The organism is Halomonas sp. CnH100-B, from assembly GCF_024124605.1.
In the GTDB taxonomy this organism is placed as follows: Bacteria; Pseudomonadota; Gammaproteobacteria; order Pseudomonadales; family Halomonadaceae; genus Vreelandella.
On record NZ_JAMXRX010000004.1, the window covers coordinates 501,412 to 517,374 of the forward strand.

General features: G+C 55.4%; 19 protein-coding genes. 8 read left to right on the top strand and 11 right to left on the bottom strand.

Annotation, left to right across the window (positions count from 1 at the left end; translation table 11 throughout):
* Window positions 1–23: 23 nt before the first annotated feature.
* The 5 genes from NH398_RS11985 to argC all read right to left on the bottom strand — a co-directional run bounded on the left by NH398_RS11985 (window position 24) and on the right by argC (window position 3,977).
* On the bottom strand, window positions 24–782 hold the full coding sequence (locus NH398_RS11985; RefSeq protein ID WP_159343646.1) for an amino acid ABC transporter ATP-binding protein: 759 nt from the start codon (window positions 780–782) through the stop codon (window positions 24–26).
* A 10-nt stretch (window positions 783–792) separates the two neighbouring features.
* Window positions 793–1,464 carry an amino acid ABC transporter permease gene (locus tag NH398_RS11990; RefSeq protein WP_213262497.1) on the bottom strand — a complete coding sequence of 224 codons (672 nt, stop codon included), beginning with the start codon at window positions 1,462–1,464 and terminating at the stop codon, window positions 793–795.
* Between the two features lie 105 nt (window positions 1,465–1,569).
* A complete protein-coding gene (locus tag NH398_RS11995) occupies window positions 1,570–2,337 on the bottom strand; it encodes a transporter substrate-binding domain-containing protein (RefSeq protein WP_253018741.1) in 768 nt (255 codons plus the stop codon).
* A gap of 149 nt (window positions 2,338–2,486) precedes the next feature.
* On the bottom strand, window positions 2,487–2,840 hold the full coding sequence (gene erpA / locus NH398_RS12000) for an iron-sulfur cluster insertion protein ErpA (protein ID WP_083025782.1): 354 nt from the start codon (window positions 2,838–2,840) through the stop codon (window positions 2,487–2,489).
* 102 nt (window positions 2,841–2,942) lie between these two features.
* Entirely contained in the window at window positions 2,943–3,977 is a 1,035-nt protein-coding gene (argC, locus tag NH398_RS12005; RefSeq protein ID WP_253018742.1) for an N-acetyl-gamma-glutamyl-phosphate reductase, read from the bottom strand.
* A 170-nt stretch (window positions 3,978–4,147) separates the two neighbouring features.
* Here argC and NH398_RS12010 point away from each other — a divergent pair, with 170 nt between their 5' ends.
* The 5 genes from NH398_RS12010 to NH398_RS12030 all read left to right on the top strand — a co-directional run bounded on the left by NH398_RS12010 (window position 4,148) and on the right by NH398_RS12030 (window position 8,998).
* On the top strand, window positions 4,148–5,947 hold the full coding sequence (locus NH398_RS12010; protein WP_253018743.1) for a chloride channel protein: 1,800 nt from the start codon (window positions 4,148–4,150) through the stop codon (window positions 5,945–5,947).
* A 28-nt stretch (window positions 5,948–5,975) separates the two neighbouring features.
* Window positions 5,976–6,407 (top strand): protoporphyrinogen oxidase HemJ, encoded by a 432-nt coding sequence (gene hemJ, locus NH398_RS12015; RefSeq protein WP_159343651.1) that lies wholly within the window; start codon window positions 5,976–5,978, stop codon window positions 6,405–6,407.
* The gene (locus NH398_RS12020) at window positions 6,407–7,216 is read left to right on the top strand and encodes a hydroxymethylpyrimidine/phosphomethylpyrimidine kinase (RefSeq protein ID WP_253018744.1); all 810 of its coding nucleotides are present in this window, start codon (window positions 6,407–6,409) and stop codon (window positions 7,214–7,216) included. Before hemJ ends, NH398_RS12020 begins: the two co-directional genes overlap by 1 nt.
* A 36-nt stretch (window positions 7,217–7,252) precedes the next feature.
* Window positions 7,253–8,533, top strand: a complete 1,281-nt coding sequence (gene hemL / locus NH398_RS12025) for a glutamate-1-semialdehyde 2,1-aminomutase (protein WP_058577319.1) — start codon at window positions 7,253–7,255, stop codon at window positions 8,531–8,533.
* Window positions 8,534–8,620: 87 nt separating this feature from the next.
* Window positions 8,621–8,998 carry a hypothetical protein gene (locus tag NH398_RS12030; RefSeq protein WP_253018745.1) on the top strand — a complete coding sequence of 126 codons (378 nt, stop codon included), beginning with the start codon at window positions 8,621–8,623 and terminating at the stop codon, window positions 8,996–8,998.
* 50 nt (window positions 8,999–9,048) lie between these two features.
* On the opposite strand, the gene NH398_RS12035 is transcribed toward NH398_RS12030, so the two are convergent.
* The 6 genes from NH398_RS12035 to NH398_RS12060 form a co-directional block, all read right to left on the bottom strand.
* Complete coding sequence (locus NH398_RS12035; protein WP_253018746.1) at window positions 9,049–9,807, bottom strand: hypothetical protein; 759 nt, start codon at window positions 9,805–9,807, stop codon at window positions 9,049–9,051.
* Window positions 9,808–9,865: 58 nt separating this feature from the next.
* Window positions 9,866–10,366: a hypothetical protein gene (locus tag NH398_RS12040; protein ID WP_253018747.1), complete on the bottom strand. Its 501-nt coding sequence runs from the start codon at window positions 10,364–10,366 to the stop codon at window positions 9,866–9,868.
* Window positions 10,367–10,639: 273 nt separating this feature from the next.
* Window positions 10,640–11,470, bottom strand: a complete 831-nt coding sequence (locus NH398_RS12045; protein WP_253018748.1) for a CsgG/HfaB family protein — start codon at window positions 11,468–11,470, stop codon at window positions 10,640–10,642.
* 73 nt (window positions 11,471–11,543) lie between these two features.
* Window positions 11,544–11,957 (bottom strand): curli assembly protein CsgF, encoded by a 414-nt coding sequence (locus tag NH398_RS12050; protein ID WP_253018749.1) that lies wholly within the window; start codon window positions 11,955–11,957, stop codon window positions 11,544–11,546.
* Complete coding sequence (locus tag NH398_RS12055; RefSeq protein ID WP_253018750.1) at window positions 11,957–12,466, bottom strand: curli production assembly/transport protein CsgE; 510 nt, start codon at window positions 12,464–12,466, stop codon at window positions 11,957–11,959. The genes NH398_RS12050 and NH398_RS12055 overlap by 1 nt, the downstream gene beginning before the upstream one ends.
* A gap of 19 nt (window positions 12,467–12,485) precedes the next feature.
* Window positions 12,486–13,178: a LuxR C-terminal-related transcriptional regulator gene (locus tag NH398_RS12060; protein WP_253018751.1), complete on the bottom strand. Its 693-nt coding sequence runs from the start codon at window positions 13,176–13,178 to the stop codon at window positions 12,486–12,488.
* A gap of 283 nt (window positions 13,179–13,461) precedes the next feature.
* Between NH398_RS12060 and rdgB the strand changes: the two genes are divergently transcribed.
* From rdgB to NH398_RS12075, 3 genes are read left to right on the top strand one after another with little or no spacing between them, the layout of a single operon-like run.
* Window positions 13,462–14,070: an RdgB/HAM1 family non-canonical purine NTP pyrophosphatase gene (gene rdgB, locus NH398_RS12065; protein ID WP_253018752.1), complete on the top strand. Its 609-nt coding sequence runs from the start codon at window positions 13,462–13,464 to the stop codon at window positions 14,068–14,070.
* Window positions 14,063–15,232: a radical SAM family heme chaperone HemW gene (gene hemW, locus NH398_RS12070; RefSeq protein ID WP_159343658.1), complete on the top strand. Its 1,170-nt coding sequence runs from the start codon at window positions 14,063–14,065 to the stop codon at window positions 15,230–15,232. Before rdgB ends, hemW begins: the two co-directional genes overlap by 8 nt.
* Window positions 15,233–15,279: 47 nt before the next feature.
* Window positions 15,280–15,951, top strand: a complete 672-nt coding sequence (locus tag NH398_RS12075) for an OmpA family protein (RefSeq protein WP_159343659.1) — start codon at window positions 15,280–15,282, stop codon at window positions 15,949–15,951.
* Window positions 15,952–15,963 lie beyond the last annotated feature (12 nt).

The window sequence follows — 15,963 nt, forward strand, 5'->3', positions numbered from 1 at the left end:
ACAGAGCGGAAATCGAGAGCGTATTAGTGTTTGAGTACGCGCGCCAAAAACGACTGGGTGCGCTCGTGTTGAGGCGCATCAAAGAGCTGTTCGGGTGGGCCTTGTTCGGCAATTTCGCCCTTATGAATAAAGATGATGCGGTCGGCCACCTCACGGGCAAAGCCCATCTCGTGGGTAACGATCACCATGGTCATGCCCTCTTTGGCAAGCTCACGCATGGCATCCAGCACTTCACCAATCATCTCGGGGTCAAGGGCTGACGTTGGCTCATCGAACAGCATGAGGCGCGGCTCCATCGCCAACGCACGGGCCAGCGCCACACGCTGCTGCTGGCCGCCGGAGAGCTGGCTGGGGTACTTGTCGGCCTGATCGGCAATGCCGACACGTTCCAGCAGCCGCTTGGCAGTCTCTTCGGCGTCCTGACGGCTCCAGCCGCGCACCTTCATCGGTGCGAGCGTGATGTTGTCGAGCACGCTCAAGTGGGGAAACAGGTTGAACTGCTGAAATACCATGCCCACTTCGGTGCGGATGGTTTGCAGCGCCTGACTGCTTTTACCGTTGGGTAGCAGCGTATTGCCGTCCACATCCAGGCTGCCTGACTGAAACTCTTCCAAGCCGTTGATACAGCGAATGAGTGTGGATTTACCGGAACCGCTGGCTCCGATGACCACGACGACTTCACCCGGCACGATCTCTAGGTCGATGTCATTGAGTACGTGCAGGTTACCAAAGTGCTTGTGGAGCTTTTGCATACGCACAATAGGCGTTTGAGTAGAGGTCATTGTGCGCTCCTTATTGTCCGGCGAGGCCGCGGCTTTCGAGTTGACGCAGCACCAGTGAGAGGGTCCAGGTAATGGCGAGATACATCAATGCCACCATGAAGTAGACCTCCAGCGCGGTGAAGGTGGTGGCGATATAGATCTGCCCTTGACGTACCAGCTCACTGACCCCGATGACGGAGAAGAGCGAGGTATCTTTGATACTGATAATGCCCTGGTTGCCTAGCGGTGGAATCATACGACGCAGTGCTTGGGGCCAAATGACATAGCGGAAGGCTTGTACCCGGGAGAGGCCAAGCGATAGCGATGCTTCCCGCTGGCCGCGCTCGATGGACTGCACGCCGCCGCGCACGATCTCAGAGATATAGGCACCGGAGTTGACGGCAATGGCGGCAATACCGGCGACCAACGCGTTGATAGGCCCGCCCAGGAGCTGTGGCAAGCCATAAAAAATGAATAGCACCTGCACCAGAATGGGCGTACCACGGAACACTTCGATATAGACGATGGCTGGCCAGCGTAACCAGCGCACCGGGCTAATGCGCAACAGGCCAAAGAAAATGCCGATGAAAAAACCAATCGCCAGACCACCAAACGAAATCAGTAGGGTCCAGGGAATACCGGGTAACAAATAGGGGATCGAGCTAAACGCAGCCGACCAGTCGAACTGAAAGTTAACGTCCACGCGTTATCTCCAGGCAAGAGGAACAACGACACAGGGCCGGGGGAAATGGCCGCCCGGCCCTGTGGTGAGAGTCGCTTTAAGCGTTGATGATGGCCTATGCGCTACTTACTCAGCGCTGGGGGCTTCACCGAACCACTTCGTGTAGATCTCATCGTAGGTGCCATCTTCGCGCATGGCAGCCAACGCTTCGTTGGTCGGCTCTACCCACTCGCTGCCTTTGTGGAACACGATGCCGTACTGCTGACCCTCATACAGCGGGCCGACCACTTTGGTGCGGCCTTCACCACGGGTTTGCGAGAAGTAGGCAACGTTCGGCGCATCGTAAAGCACGGCATCGACGTTGCGGCCCAGCAGTGCCATGTACATATCGGCGGTGCCGGGGTAAGGCGTGATGTCGGCGTCTTCGCCGAGCTCTTGCTGGAGGAAGTCGTAGCTGGTGGAGCCGATTTTGGTTGCCACCGCCAGACCTTCTAGGTCGTCGATGGAAGACACCTCTTCGTTATCGGCGCGAACGATGATGCGCAGACCAGAATCGTAGTAGGGGTCAGAGAAGTCGACGACCTGGGAGCGCTCGTCGGTGATGGTGGTACCCGCGATGGCGATCTCCTGGCTGCCGGTTTGTACGGCGGGAATAATGCCAGAGAACTCCATAGTGGTGAGGTTGACTTCAAAGCCAGCGCGCTCAGCAACTTCGTTGATGATGTCCATGTCGAAACCGATCATTTCGCCGGTCTCGGGGTCGAGCATCTCGAAAGGCACAAAGCTTGGGTCAGTGGCCACGTTAACGGACGGCGTTTGTGCAAACGCGGTGGTACTGCCCAAGCCCAGTGTGATGGCGGTTGCCACGGCAGAGGTAGTGAATAAGTGTTTCATTAGTTTCCCCATGTTTTATGTGGTTTGCCGCGCTGTTTATAGAATTTTTTTTCTTATAAATCGGGCAAGCAAACGTTATTGACCTTTCAACCTTGGCGAGAAACCGCCAAGGCGTCAAGTCATGGGGAAGGGGTTGCCACCAACGTTGGTCACACCATAAACGAGGCACCGCACCCGCAAGTAGTGGTGGCATTTGGGTTTTGGACACGAAAACGTGCGCCCGCCAGGCCCTCTTCATAATCGACTGTGGAGCCGACCAAGTACTGATACGAGAGCGGGTCGACGACCAGCGTGGCATCGCCAAACTCAATCAGCGTGTCGTCTTCGGCAACGTTGTCCGCGAAGTCAAAACCGTATTGAAAACCTGAGCAGCCGCCACCGGTAACGTACACGCGCAGTTTCAGCGCCGGGTTACTCTCTTCAGCCATTAACGCTTTGATGCGCTTGCGTGCGCTGTCTGACAGTAACAGAGGGGTTGGAACAAAAGCTTCTGCACCGCTCATGGGTACCTCCCGCGAGCTTTAAGAACGAATAATCCGCATTGGGGGGTGATTATGGGTAATTCCCAGCAAATTGGTCAACTATTGCTGGGAATTCCTCAAACTTTAGGGCATCAGTGCAGGGGCGTTGAGCCCCATGTGCTCGTCAAAGCCAAACATTAAATTAAGGTTTTGAATGGCTTGACCAGAGGCGCCCTTCACCAGGTTATCAATGACCGAGAGCACCACGACCGTATTGCCGTTACCCGGGCGGTGGACCGCGATCCGGCAGGTATTGTTGCCTTTGACGCTGCGGGTTTCCGGGTGGCTGCCAGCGGGCATCACATCCACGAACGGCTCGTTGGCGTAACGCTGCTCGAACAAGGCCTGTAAGTCGTCGGGCTCGGCGGTCAGCGTGCTGTAGAGCGTGGCGTGAATGCCGCGGATCATGGGCGTTAGATGGGGCACAAAGGTCAATCCCACCGGGTTGGGCTGCATGTCGCCCAAGCCTTGACGAATTTCCGGCAGATGGCGGTGGCCGCCCGCGCCGTAGGCTTTCATCGATTCGCTGGCCTCGGCAAGCAGCGAGGCGACCTTAGCGCCGCGGCCAGCACCGGTCACACCGGATTTACAGTCGGCAATCAGCTGGTTTGGATCAATCAAGCCCGCTTCTAACAGCGGCAGGTAGCCGAGTTGAACGGCGGTGGGGTAGCAGCCAGGAACGGCAATCAAACGCGCTGTTTTGATCTTTTCGCGGTGCATTTCGGGCAGGCCGTAGACGGCTTCTTCCAGCAGTTCCGGCGCGCCGTGGGGCTGGTCGTACCAGCGGCTCCACTCGTCGGCATCCCGCAGGCGGAAATCGGCGGAGAGGTCGATTACCCGGGTTCCGTTAGCCAGCAGCTCGCCTGCAAGCGCATGGGCAACGCCGTGGGGTGTGGCGAAAAAGACCGCATCCATCGCGCCCAGCGCTTTGGCGTCAGGTTCGCTAAACGCCAGCGTGTCGTAGTGGCCGCGTAAATTGGGGTACATGTCGCACACTTTCACGCCCGCCTCTGAGCGAGAGGTGATGGCTTTCACGCTTACCTGGGGATGCTGGGCCAGCAGCCTGAGAAGTTCGACGCCGGTGTAACCGGTGCCGCCTACAATGCCAACGTTAATCACAAACCACTCCTTGTGTGCTTCGCACAGCCAACGCTTGAATAATTAACAGCCTAATGAGTGTGGCCAGGCTGTTGAAGTGTATCCAGCTATGATACACAAGAGAGCCAGCGCTTAAGAGCGCTGCGCAACGCGAGACAATGAAACGAACAACAAACGCAAGGACGGACGTTGTGGCACGTTTTTCTCGGTCAGATTTCACTCTAGAGAGCTTTCGCCGCCAGTTGGCGAACGTGGATGCCTTACCGCAGCTGTGTGTGCTGGGGTTGGTGTCTGGGGTGATTACTGGGGCAGTGATGGTGGCGTTTCGCCTGCTGCTTGAAGCCGGGGCGGTACTCTATATGCCGCAGGGGGATCCGGAAGCCTTCGAAGGATTGTCACCGTGGCTGAGAGCACTTCTGCCGATCGTCGCCGTCACGTTGATTGGCCTGTTGCTATATCGGCAGCGCTCCGCTGCGCGCAAACTCGGGGTCAGCCATGTGATCGAGCGTCTCACCTATCACCAGGGGCGTTTCCCACTGCGTAACTGGCTGAACCAGTGGTGGGTGGGGGTCGTCTCCGTGTTGGGTGGCTTGTCCGCTGGGCGCGAAGGCCCTGCGATTCATTTAGGTGCGGCGGCTTCCAGCGGGTTAGGACTAAAGCTGCGGCTGCCCAATAACAGTTTGCGGGTGCTGGTGGCCTGCGGCACGGCAGCAGGCATTTCGGCCTCGTTCAACACGCCCATTGCTGGGGTGATCTTCGCCATGGAAGTGGTGATGATGGAGTACACCCTGATGAGCTTTATGCCGGTGATTTTAGCCTCCACCATGGGCGCGCTGGTGGCGCAAGTGATGTATGGCAACGAACCTGCCTTTCGGATTCCGGAGGTGGCGTTAGGCTCGCTGATGAATCTGCCCTGGATCGTGGTGATTGGCCTAGTGATTGGTTTAATGGCAGGGCTCTTCATCCACATTTCCCGCAGCCAACGCTTACAAAAATTGCCGTTGTGGTTGAGATTAGGAGTAGTGGGTGTGGCCACCGGGGCGTTGGCGTGGTGGTTCCCTGAGATTCAGGGGATCGGCTACGACAGCGTCGCCGCAGCACTGAATAATCAGCTGACGATCACGGTGCTGCTGGCGCTGATGGTGGCCAAGCTGCTGATGACGGCGATAACCGTGGCAGGCGGTGTGCCCATCGGCATTATCGGCCCGGTGCTGGTGGCGGGGGCGGCCACTGGTGCGCTCGGCGGCATGCTCGGCGGTTGGTTATGGCCCGAGAAAGCTGCCGATCCGGGCATTTACGCCATGCTCGGCATGGCGGCGATGATGGGGGCTGTCCTTCAGGCGCCTCTTGCTGCACTAATGGCGCTATTAGAATTGACGCATACACCCAATATTATGCTGCCAGGAATGCTGGTCGTGGTGGTGGCCTGCTTGACGTCGCGCCAGCTGACGGGCTGTGAAGGTTTCTTCATTAGCTCGGTGCGCTACGGTTTACACCCGCTGCAGCAGCCGCTGATGCAGGCGCTCTCCCGAGTATCGGTTCCGGCGGTGATGGAGCGCCAATTGGTGCGTACCGAACGGATGATTACGCCAGACCAAGCCCGCCGCTTGCTGGAAACCAACCCCATGTGGCTGGTGATCGAGCGCTCCAGTGACGACAAGCCCGTGCTGGCGCTGAAGGCAGCGGAGCTTGCCCGCTGGCTGCTGGAGCACGATGAGGCACTCGATGGCGAAGCACCGCCGGAGGATGAGCTGGTAGATCTGTTGGAGATTCCCGGCCAGCGGCTGGAAATGGCGCCGATTGGTTTGCAGGCCACGCTATCGGAGGCGTTTTTAAAGCTTCAAGACAGTGCGCTTGGGGCACTGTACGTCGTACATGGCTATCGACCAAAGCAGCAGCGAATTTCAGGTATCATTACCCGGGGCGCGATCGAGCGTTATTACCACTACACTGACGCTCGACAGCCGGATGTCCGTGACACTGAGCCCTAGCAAAAAGCCCACCGCCTAAGGAGAGACCATGTACGAATGGGTAAAGGCCATTCATTTGATGGCCGTTGTGACTTGGTTTGCCGCACTGTTCTACCTGCCAAGACTTTACGTGTACCACGCCATGGCCCGGGACAAAGGCGATGAGCAAGCAATCACGTACTTCAAAACCATGGAGCGTAAGCTCTATCGCGGCATCATGACGCCATCGATGATCCTGGTGCTGATCTTTGGTGGTTGGATGCTCTATTTGGTGCCCGCGTGGTTTAGCCAGGGCTGGATGCACGTTAAGCTCACGCTGGTCGTGCTGTTGATTGCCTACCACCACGTTTGCCTGATCTATCTGAAACAGTTTGACCAGTCGCGCTGCACCAAGAGTCACGTATTCTTTCGCTGGTTCAATGAAGCCCCTGTGATTGCGTTGGTCGCGATTATTCTCCTGGCGGTTGTGAAGCCCTTTTGATGCGCCAACCCCTTCCCCCCGTCGTTTTAGTGTTAGCGGGCCATGACCCCACGGGCGGTGCCGGACTGATCGCCGACAGCGAAGCCATTGCCGCCTGCGGCGGTTGGGCGGTGACGATCCCCACGGCGATGACCGTGCAGAACTGCCATAACGTCTCTAGGGTGATGCCCGCCGACCCTGGTGCCATGCGGCAAATGGCCGAAGCCGTCGGTGATATGCAGGTTGCCGCGATCAAGCTCGGCCTGCTGGCGGATGAAGCTACGCTACGCGCTGCGGAGCAGATCATTCGCCGTTTTCCTGGGGTACCCGTGGTTGCCGACCCGGTTCTCAAAGCCGGGGGAGGCACTATGTTATCCACAGCTGCTTTGCAGTCGCTCTACCGTGATCGGCTGCTACCGCTTGTGGATATCTTAACCCCTAACCGCTTTGAGCTAGCGGCGCTGACGCCTGAGATCCATGAGCCTTATGACGATACCGCCCGTGCGGTGTCACTACTGTCTCAGGGTTGCCAAGCGGTGCTGGTGACGGCAACGGATGACCCATTACCCGGTACGGCACAGCAAGTGGTGCATACACTGCATTCGCCCGACACCACTCGCCAGTGGCAATGGCCGCGGCTGCCGGAAGTATTTCATGGTTCCGGCTGCACGCTCGCGGCAGCCTTGACAGCGCGCCTAGCGGTAGGTGAGCGCTTACCAACGGCGTGCGAACAGGCGCAGCACTTTACCTGGGAGAGCTTGTCTCACGGCTACCAGCCCCCGAGCGGGCAGTGCTTGCCGAATCGCTTGCCACGCCCCGTGCGCTTTTGATCTCATTGGTAGTAAGTCATTTATATAGAGGATGCCATGACCACATCTGCTGAACTGTTTGACCTCGCGAGTCGCCATATTCCTGGGGGCGTGAACTCTCCCGTGCGAGCCTTCAAAGGGTTGCACCGCCCGCCGGTCTTCATGGAGCGTGCGCAGGGCGCCTACCTCTTTGATGTGGAGGGCAACCGCTACGTCGATTACATTGGTTCCTGGGGGCCAATGATCACCGGTCACGCCGATCAAGACGTGCTGGCAGCCGTGCGTGCGCGGTTGGATAACGGGCTCTCGTTCGGTACCCCCACCGCCGTGGAAACCACCATGGCAGACCTGATCTGCGACATGATTCCCTCCATGGAAATGGTGCGCATGACCAGCTCGGGCACCGAGGCTACCATGTCAGCGATTCGGCTGGCGCGGGGCACCACGGGGCGCGATAAGATCGTTAAATTCGAGGGTAACTACCACGGCCACTCGGATTCCCTGCTGGTAAAAGCGGGCTCCGGTGCCTTGACCCACGGCGAGCCCAGCTCTCCGGGTGTACCGGCCTCGCTGGCCGAGCACACCATCACGCTCTCCTACAACGACCCGGAAGGGGTGGAAGCGTGCTTTGCAGAGATCGGTGAGCAGATTGCTTGCATTATCGTCGAGCCGGTGGCGGGTAATATGAACTGTATTCCGCCTCAGCCAGGTTTCTTGGAAACCCTGCGCCACGTTTGTAACGAGTACGGAAGCATTCTGATTTTTGACGAGGTGATGACGGGGTTCCGCGTAGCATTGGGCGGTGCCCAGGCTTACTACGGTGTCACGCCGGATTTGACCTGTTTGGGTAAGATCGTCGGTGGTGGTATGCCAGTCGGCGCGTTTGGCGGCAAGCGCGACATTATGCAAAACATCTCTCCGCTGGGGCCGGTATATCAGGCGGGCACCCTGTCGGGTAACCCGCTGGCCATGGCCGCCGGGGTGGCGCTACTCACCAAGCTACAGGTACCGGGCTTCCACGATGCCTTGAGCCAGCGCGTACAAACGCTGTGTAACGGCCTGCAAGAGCGCGCCAATGCGGCGCGAGTGCCGATGATGACGCAGTCTGCAGGGGGCATGTTCGGCGTGTTCTTCACCTCACAGTCCCGTGTGGATAACTTTGCTCAAGCCACGGCGTGTAATCCCGATGCTTTCCGTCGCTTCTTTGGTGCGATGCTGGATCACGGCGTGTATCTTGCGCCTTCTGCCTATGAAGCCGGCTTCATGTCCAGTGCCCATACGCCTGAGGATATCCAGCTTACACTGGATGCCGCAGAGAAAGCCTTTGCTGTTATGTAACACTGGGTAACTGGTAATTAGAACGCCTGCTACACTGCAAGAGCCGCTCATGTTGAGCGGCTCTTGTGGTTAATGAGGTAGCTAACCATGAAACAACCATCGGCTTGGCAGGCTTTACGTTTACACGGTGCTCTGTTTACCGCCGTGCTCACCTTTGGCTTTCCCTTAACAGGGCTAGCCGCACAGGAGCAGGATATGACCCAGATCCACATCACCATGAGCGGCTCCCCCGGCGCTGAGTTTTCCGCCGAGTGGCGCATTACCCACAATGGCGACACCGTTGAACACCCTGAAACTCACGGCACGGTGCCTGCAGAATTCACCTTCGAAGGCGACATCCTAGAAGGAACGGTCAAGTTGTTGAGTGACGACGAGCGGCTAGAGGTCGATATCGTCAAAGGCAGCAACCGCTCGCGCTCCTCAACCCAAGGCAAGGGCGGCACGCTGACGGTGGTGGTGCGTTAAGGCATAAAAAAACCGCCCCCGTGGGGGCGGTTGGAAGAGGGAGGCAGTGCTTACCACTGAGTAGAGATAGCGGAGTTGCCGTTGCCCACTTGCAGGTGATTCGCGACGGCAGCGCTTGCGTTTTGGCGGATGGTAGAGACGTTCTCTTTACCATATTGACCCACAGCCGCTGAGTGGCCATCACCGCTTTGATAGATGTAGGAAGCGCTCAGGTCGGCGTTGACTTGCGCGACGGTGGCTTCGTTGTCATTACCGTTTTGGCTCACGAAGCTCCAGGTTTCGTCAGTGCTGAAGGCTTGGTAGACATCAGCGCTGTTGCCGTCACCGGTTTGTTCGATGATGGAGTCACTGAAATCTGAGTTGTAGGCCTGCAGTACGCTAGCGCTGTTGTCATTACCTGTTTGCAGAATGAAAGAGTCATTCAGGTTGCCGCCGAGCTGGCTGACAGTTGCATCGTTGCTATCGCCAATTTGGTAAACGATGGATTCGTGCTGGCTGCCGGTTTGCATGACCGAAGACATGTTTTCGTTACCGACTTGGCCAACGCGAGAGTATTGCTGAGTACCGCCTTGAGTGGTTTCAGCAAAGTTATCGTCACCAGTTTGTACGATCAAGGAAGTACGGGTTGGATCGCGATCAAAACCATTCAGACCTGAGCGGATACCTTCTTGCGCATCAAACACTGGGTTGGCAGTGTTGTTAGCGTCCGGCGTAGTGCTTGAATCTTGATAATCGCGCGGGTCCGCAGAGGCTGAGAAAGCAGTAGCCAGAGCGATAGCGGCAGCGATAGCAGTCATTTGAGTTTTCATGGTGTTTCCCCTTTATCTCGCACTTGCTTTTGGTTATTACTGGGCAACGAGGGTTGCCTCAGTAGGTCTCGACAGTGACGGGTCTTGCATTACCAGAGAAAGCTTGCTGTTCTACGGTAATACTTCGATAGCCACTACCCGATTGTGAAAGCGTTATGTCGCTATTGAATCCTGTTTGAACGACGGACGAATGGTTAATGCCTCGTCCATGACTACGCTGTTCAATAATGGCACTATGGTCGTTACCAAACTGAAGGATGAAGCCGACATTATTTCCAGACAACTGATGGATCGCGCCGTTATTCCGGTTCCCATTCTGATAGATATACGCCAAGTTATTGGCTTGATATCGTGAAGAGCGTGATTGAGACACCTCGGCACTATTATCATTTCCTATTTGTTCGATAATACTCACGTTAGCAGGTGACGAAATGCGACTGTTTTCGATAAACTGTTCAACTCGATTTTGCGAGTTGTAAACATGTGTATTATCAGCTGCTACATGCAAACTCACCATGCTCGCCAAAGCGAAGGGAAGTACAGGGAAGATCTTGTTCATCTTATGTGCTCCCAAGCGATTGAGGTGGTTTGAATGTTCCATTTCTGAACCCTTTTGAAACTTTTTGTATCTTTTGTTTTCCATGTGTTGAGTTTGAACCATCTCAAAGTTTCCGCTATCAGAACTTTTTTTAGATGTGCGTCTGCTTTTTTAATGTTTTTGTAGTCTCTTTTCTTAGTGGGGCTAATGACGCGAGCATGAGCTTTTTAATACGGTGACAATAAAAAAAGCCCTGCATGAAGCAGGGCTTGTGTTCCCTTGTTTATATGTTTTTTATAACAGCGGAGTAGGCGCGTTAAGATAGTCTCCCAGCACGGTATCTTGAAGGTTAACCCCTTGGGCAAGATTCCATAAATTGTTTTCCACTCCGCGTGCAATCAAATGAATGACGGCGGATTCGATGGCTGACATGACGGCCAATTGAACCGGTTCATTGGTCGTAATACCCGCTTCTGCTTCTAGCAAGCGTCGAAAATCGATAAAGCGATACACACCTGCTCTGAGTTCTTTAGAGTAAATGGTTTTCGTGGTGGTAACGTTTGCCAAGATTTCACCCGTGGAGATCTCGACGGCGCGTAAATTAACGGTCACTTGATCCACTTGGTATTGACCCGATGCGCCGATGCCAAAATACTCAGCGCCTGCGCCCCCTGTCCTTACATTCGACTCGTAAGCAATGATGCCCCCTTCAAGCATCACGGAAGCCGCTCTAAGTGATGGCAGAGTATCCGGTTGGCCAAACCGCTCAGATTCCGCACGGATAATACGCCGTTCCGTCAGCAGGTTTTGCAGCCCGACACGCTCAAGAGGAATGAACCAACCAGAATCTGCAAGGGCCCCTGTTAGCATGGCCGCTGCCCCTTGGGTGACGGCCGTCGAGAAAGTGCTTGCCGGTGCTGGGCGGTATTGGCCGGTCTGATCACGGAAATCGTAAACCGAGACGAATATGCGTCCCGCCGGTGGTGGCAACGATACTAAGTCTTGGTAAGTCGCACCTCTAGGGGTTAACGTTGCTTGTGCCCCCTCAAGGTTTTCTGATGTGGCAACCATGCCTGCGCAGCCACTCAGTAGGCTGACGACAAGCAGTGTAGCAATGGCTTTCATGATTGACCCCCTGCGATCTCTCGTTCGTACATTGTGTTGTGGCATGAATGGTGGATAAGCCTTTGCTCACTGCTCAGGGGTTAAATAATCCACCCACACTGATATTGGTGACATCGCCCGTTACTTTATCCACAATGCGTAGGTTGATGAGCCCGCCCTGGTCTTCGATCACAACGCTAAAGTCATCGCTATCGAAACTCCCTTGATCCAGTTCTCCGCTACTGATGTCTCCGATCAATTGCGAAATCAAACGGCTTTCCAAACTTTGTACGAGCCTCTCGGTTGCAGAAAGGGGCTGCGTTCGGCGTGAGTTCGGGTCGGTGTTGGTGTCTTGAGCTTGTGCTTTACCCAGTAGATAACTACCCATAAAAGGATCGCCACCAAACGAGGGGTTGAGCGGTTGATAGACGAGGTCTCCCGCTGTCGCTGTCACGCTCATCGCGACTAGTACCACCGCCATACCGCCACGTTTCAATAAAGCGTTCATCAGAATATCTCCTCTTTTCCTAGATCTATGTCGGAAGACATTGCTGCGGATATTTGCCGTTCAAGCAGTGCTTTTTCGACGATTTCAACAGCTTCTCCCGCCACACGATCGGCTTCGCTTATTCGAGGAGAGAGCTGTGTTCTAAAATACATACGGTTGCCTTCCATCACCCAAATCTGACTACCCCAACGCGCGTCGGGGCGCTCTTGTATGGTGATGGTTGCGCCGTTGATCACGATGTTATCCATCGCACGCTGGCTAAAGGCCCGATAAAACGTTTTCCCGGCCATGGTGATGGTGCGGTCTACCATGACGCCCGTTAACTCGCTGCTAGGGTAGGCCCGGCTTTGAATTGCTGGCCCGTCAGGACTAGAAAGCTGATTGATGGCATTCACTTCCTGTTGATCGTTTGTGCTTTCCTCTTCGCTCGCCATGGCCGCAAGCGCACTCATGGAAAGAGTGACAATGAGCAGAAGGTAATGCGTTGTTCTTTTTAATAAGTTGCCCATGACGTGAGGCTCCTTGCGATTACCGATGCCGCTGTAAGCTGCGTGCCGTTTCGATATTAGGCAGAATCGGACCCAAGTTTTGGTGAATCCAATTCAGTGCTTGAATGCGGTTATGCACATTGATTTTTCTAAAGATGTTGTAAAGATGTGATTTAACCGTGTGCTCACTCACAAAGAGTTTGTCGGCAATTTGTTGATTAGAAGAGCCTGCACTGAGTAATGAAATGATCTCCATTTCACGATTGGTCAAGCCACAAGCAGGACGAAACGCGTTGCTTTGATACTTACGGTAAAAAAGTATCAAGCGGGCCATTAAATCTCGAGACATCCATAGCTCACCTTCCAGCAGGGCATGAATGCCTTTGCAAATGACCTCCAAGCTTTCGTTGCGATAAAAGACGCCCTTGAGCTGTGCGCAGGACAAAGCTTCCAGAGCATGATCCATATCGCGGATGTTGAAGGCGGCCAGTGAGGTTTTAGCCAAACTATCGGGAAGTTTGTCTTGCCATTCGGGCAAGGCGTCCACACCAATATGGTCGCTATCGATGAGGATCAGCAGCTTACTTGGGATGGCAGCAGGCAGTTGGTTTCTTGGTGAGTGGATGCTCACCGTACAACCCGTGTGGTCGTGTAAATAGTCGGCAAAGAGCTGCGACTGAGGGCTTTTTTCGGTGACGATGTACACCAAGCCGTGCGTTTTTTCTTGTGACATTGGGGAGGCCTCATGGGAGTAAAGCGTGAGCAGGTGACCACTAGAGTGTTGCTCATAAGCTACATTTCGTAAAGATTTGTTATTATATTAATGGTAAAAGTAATTGTTATTTTTATATTCTAATTTTGAATATGTTATTAACCTATTGTTTATTTTTGAAAATATCGATTATGCAGGGTGTTGCTCACCATGAAGCGAAAGATACATTGAGTAACAATGTGTCGCCTTTAGCTGCGTTCTTGTTAGGCGTAAACTGATCGCCTCATGTGAGGAGGTCGCCCCTATGAATGCAGCCAAAACGCTCGTTTTAGCCAGTGGAAATTCTGGAAAATTAAAAGAATTCAGTCAGTTGCTATCGCCCCTTGGGCTGGATGTACGCCCCCAGGCGGAGTTTGGTGTGCACGATGTCGAAGAGACAGGACTAACGTTCGTTGAAAATGCGCTGTTAAAAGCCCGTGAAGCGAGTCGTGTAAGCGGGTTACCGGCGCTCGCCGACGACTCAGGTCTGGAGGTCGATGCGTTGCATGGGGCACCTGGCATTTACTCCGCCCGCTATGCCGGTGAGCCGAAAAGCGACGAGCGTAACAATGAGAAACTGCTGGCAGCACTCAGTGAGTGCGCGGAAGGCCAGCGTACGGGCCGCTATTGGTGTGTCTTGGTTTATTTACGCCATGCAGAAGACCCGGTACCGGTCATCGTTCAGCGTAGCTGGGAAGGTGAGGTGCTGGCCCATCCGCGGGGTGAGGGGGGCTTTGGCTACGATCCTCTCTTTTGGCTACCTGACCAGGGCATGAGCGCGGCAGAGCTCCCCAGCGAAACGAAGAATCGCTTGAGTCATCGGGGGCGTGCACTGCATGCCTTGGTCGACATTTTGAAGGTGGCGCATGGCTGAACAGTTGCCGCCACTATCGCTTTACATTCATACGCCTTGGTGTGTGCGCAAGTGCCCCTATTGCGACTTCAATTCTCACGAACCTGGCACCAACGCACTACCCGAAGCGGCCTACTTGGCCGCGTTGCTGAGTGATTTGGACGGCGATTTGGCGCTGGCGTCTGGACGCCCCCTTCAAACCATTTTTATTGGGGGCGGTACGCCTAGTTTGCTATCGCCAACGTTTTATCGACAGTTATTCGATGGCATTCGTGAACGCCTCTCCTTTTCGCCTACGATTGAAATCACCCTGGAAGCCAATCCAGGCACGACCGAGCAGCAGCGGTTCATCGGCTATCGGGACGCTGGTATCAATCGCTTGTCGCTGGGCGTACAGAGTTTCCGGCCCACTCAACTGAGTGCATTGGGGCGAATTCATACCGGCAACGAAGCGGTGACCGCCATCGCTGAAGCCAGAGCGGCGGGATTCGATAACCTCAATATCGATCTCATGCACGGGCTTCCTCAGCAAACGCCCGAGCAAGCCATGGAAGACATCGACCAGGCACTTGCCCTCAATCCAGAGCATCTTTCCTGGTATCAGTTAACCCTGGAGCCCAATACGGCGTTTTTCTCGCATCCGCCCCCCCTGCCAGAGGAGGAGGCGCTTTGGGACATTCAGGAGGCAGGACATCAGCGACTGGAACAAGCCGGGCTAAGTCGATACGAGATATCGGCCTATGCCCGCCCAGGATGTCAGAGCCGCCATAACCTGAACTACTGGCGATTTGGCGACTACCTGGGAATCGGTGCAGGTGCTCATGGAAAGCTCTCCTACATAGACTCCCAAGGGAAATGGCAGATCGAACGGCGTTGGAAAACGCGTCAGCCCGATGCGTACTTGCGCCGTGCCAATGATCCGCGTGGCTTCGTAGCAGGCCAGCAGCTCATTGAGCCAAACGAGTTACCGCTGGAGTTTGCCATGAACGCGCTGCGCCTGACCGAGGGCGTCCCCCTAGCGGATTGGACGGCCCACACTGGCCAGCCACAGGCACGGTTACTTGCGCGTTTACAAAGTGCTCAAGAAAAAGGACTTTTAATGGAAATGCCTGAAAAGCTGCGTGCATCGCCCCAAGGTCTATTATTCTTGAACGAGTTGCTGGCCTTGATGAGCGAAGAGTGACCAGCGATGGATTTGGTACTATCTCAATCATAAACAAGGAGTGAGTGATGCGTATTTCTCGACTACTGACCCCACTGGCAGCGGCGATGTTACTGGCTGGCTGCGCGACGTCCGATCCTTACGGCGGTCAAACGCAGCGCTCTAGCACTGCCATGGGCACCGGTATTGGTGCGGCGATTGGCGCGGCGGCGGGCGCTTTATCCGGTGACGGCAGCACGAGTCGTCGCGACCGCGCGCTGATCGGTGCCGCTGTTGGCGCGGCCGCCGGTGCGGGTGTGGGTGCCTACATGGACCGTCAAGAGCAGCAGCTTCGCGATAACCTGCAAGGATCGCGTATCGAGATCGACCGCCGTGGCGACGATATCGTGCTCAACATGCCTAGCAGTGTCACGTTTGGCTTCGATTCCGCCGAACTCACCTCGGATGCGCGCAGCGCCCTGAACGAAGTGGCGAATGTCCTCACTCAGTACACCGATACCCGTGTAAACATTGCCGGCCACACGGACAGTACCGGTGATGCCAGCTACAACCAGCGCCTTTCAGAGCGCCGTGCCCAGTCGGTTGGTAGCTACCTGAGTCAGAACGGCGTGTCCTCCATGCGGTTGAACACCATGGGCTATGGTGCTAACCAGCCGGTGGCAAGCAACGATACCGAGCAGGGGCGTGCGCAAAACCGTCGCGTCGAAATCACCCTGACGCCTACCGGCAACGGCCAGTAACCTCATGCGTTA

What these genes read in the sequence shown, in the direction of transcription:
- NH398_RS12075 (WP_159343659.1), top strand. Translation starts at nt 15,280, where the DNA reads ATGCGTATTTCTCGACTACTGACCCCACTGGCAGCGGCGATGTTACTG.
- rdgB (WP_253018752.1), top strand. Translation starts at nt 13,462, where the DNA reads ATGAATGCAGCCAAAACGCTCGTTTTAGCCAGTGGAAATTCTGGAAAA.
- hemW (WP_159343658.1), top strand. Translation starts at nt 14,063, where the DNA reads ATGGCTGAACAGTTGCCGCCACTATCGCTTTACATTCATACGCCTTGG.
- NH398_RS12045 (WP_253018748.1), bottom strand. Translation starts at nt 11,470, where the DNA reads ATGAAAGCCATTGCTACACTGCTTGTCGTCAGCCTACTGAGTGGCTGC.
- NH398_RS12040 (WP_253018747.1), bottom strand. Translation starts at nt 10,366, where the DNA reads ATGAACAAGATCTTCCCTGTACTTCCCTTCGCTTTGGCGAGCATGGTG.
- NH398_RS11985 (WP_159343646.1), bottom strand. Translation starts at nt 782, where the DNA reads ATGACCTCTACTCAAACGCCTATTGTGCGTATGCAAAAGCTCCACAAG.
- NH398_RS12030 (WP_253018745.1), top strand. Translation starts at nt 8,621, where the DNA reads ATGAAACAACCATCGGCTTGGCAGGCTTTACGTTTACACGGTGCTCTG.
- NH398_RS12055 (WP_253018750.1), bottom strand. Translation starts at nt 12,466, where the DNA reads ATGGGCAACTTATTAAAAAGAACAACGCATTACCTTCTGCTCATTGTC.
- hemL (WP_058577319.1), top strand. Translation starts at nt 7,253, where the DNA reads ATGACCACATCTGCTGAACTGTTTGACCTCGCGAGTCGCCATATTCCT.
- hemJ (WP_159343651.1), top strand. Translation starts at nt 5,976, where the DNA reads ATGTACGAATGGGTAAAGGCCATTCATTTGATGGCCGTTGTGACTTGG.
- erpA (WP_083025782.1), bottom strand. Translation starts at nt 2,840, where the DNA reads ATGAGCGGTGCAGAAGCTTTTGTTCCAACCCCTCTGTTACTGTCAGAC.
- NH398_RS12050 (WP_253018749.1), bottom strand. Translation starts at nt 11,957, where the DNA reads ATGAACGCTTTATTGAAACGTGGCGGTATGGCGGTGGTACTAGTCGCG.
- NH398_RS12020 (WP_253018744.1), top strand. Translation starts at nt 6,407, where the DNA reads ATGCGCCAACCCCTTCCCCCCGTCGTTTTAGTGTTAGCGGGCCATGAC.
- NH398_RS12035 (WP_253018746.1), bottom strand. Translation starts at nt 9,807, where the DNA reads ATGAAAACTCAAATGACTGCTATCGCTGCCGCTATCGCTCTGGCTACT.
- NH398_RS11995 (WP_253018741.1), bottom strand. Translation starts at nt 2,337, where the DNA reads ATGAAACACTTATTCACTACCTCTGCCGTGGCAACCGCCATCACACTG.
- NH398_RS12060 (WP_253018751.1), bottom strand. Translation starts at nt 13,178, where the DNA reads ATGTCACAAGAAAAAACGCACGGCTTGGTGTACATCGTCACCGAAAAA.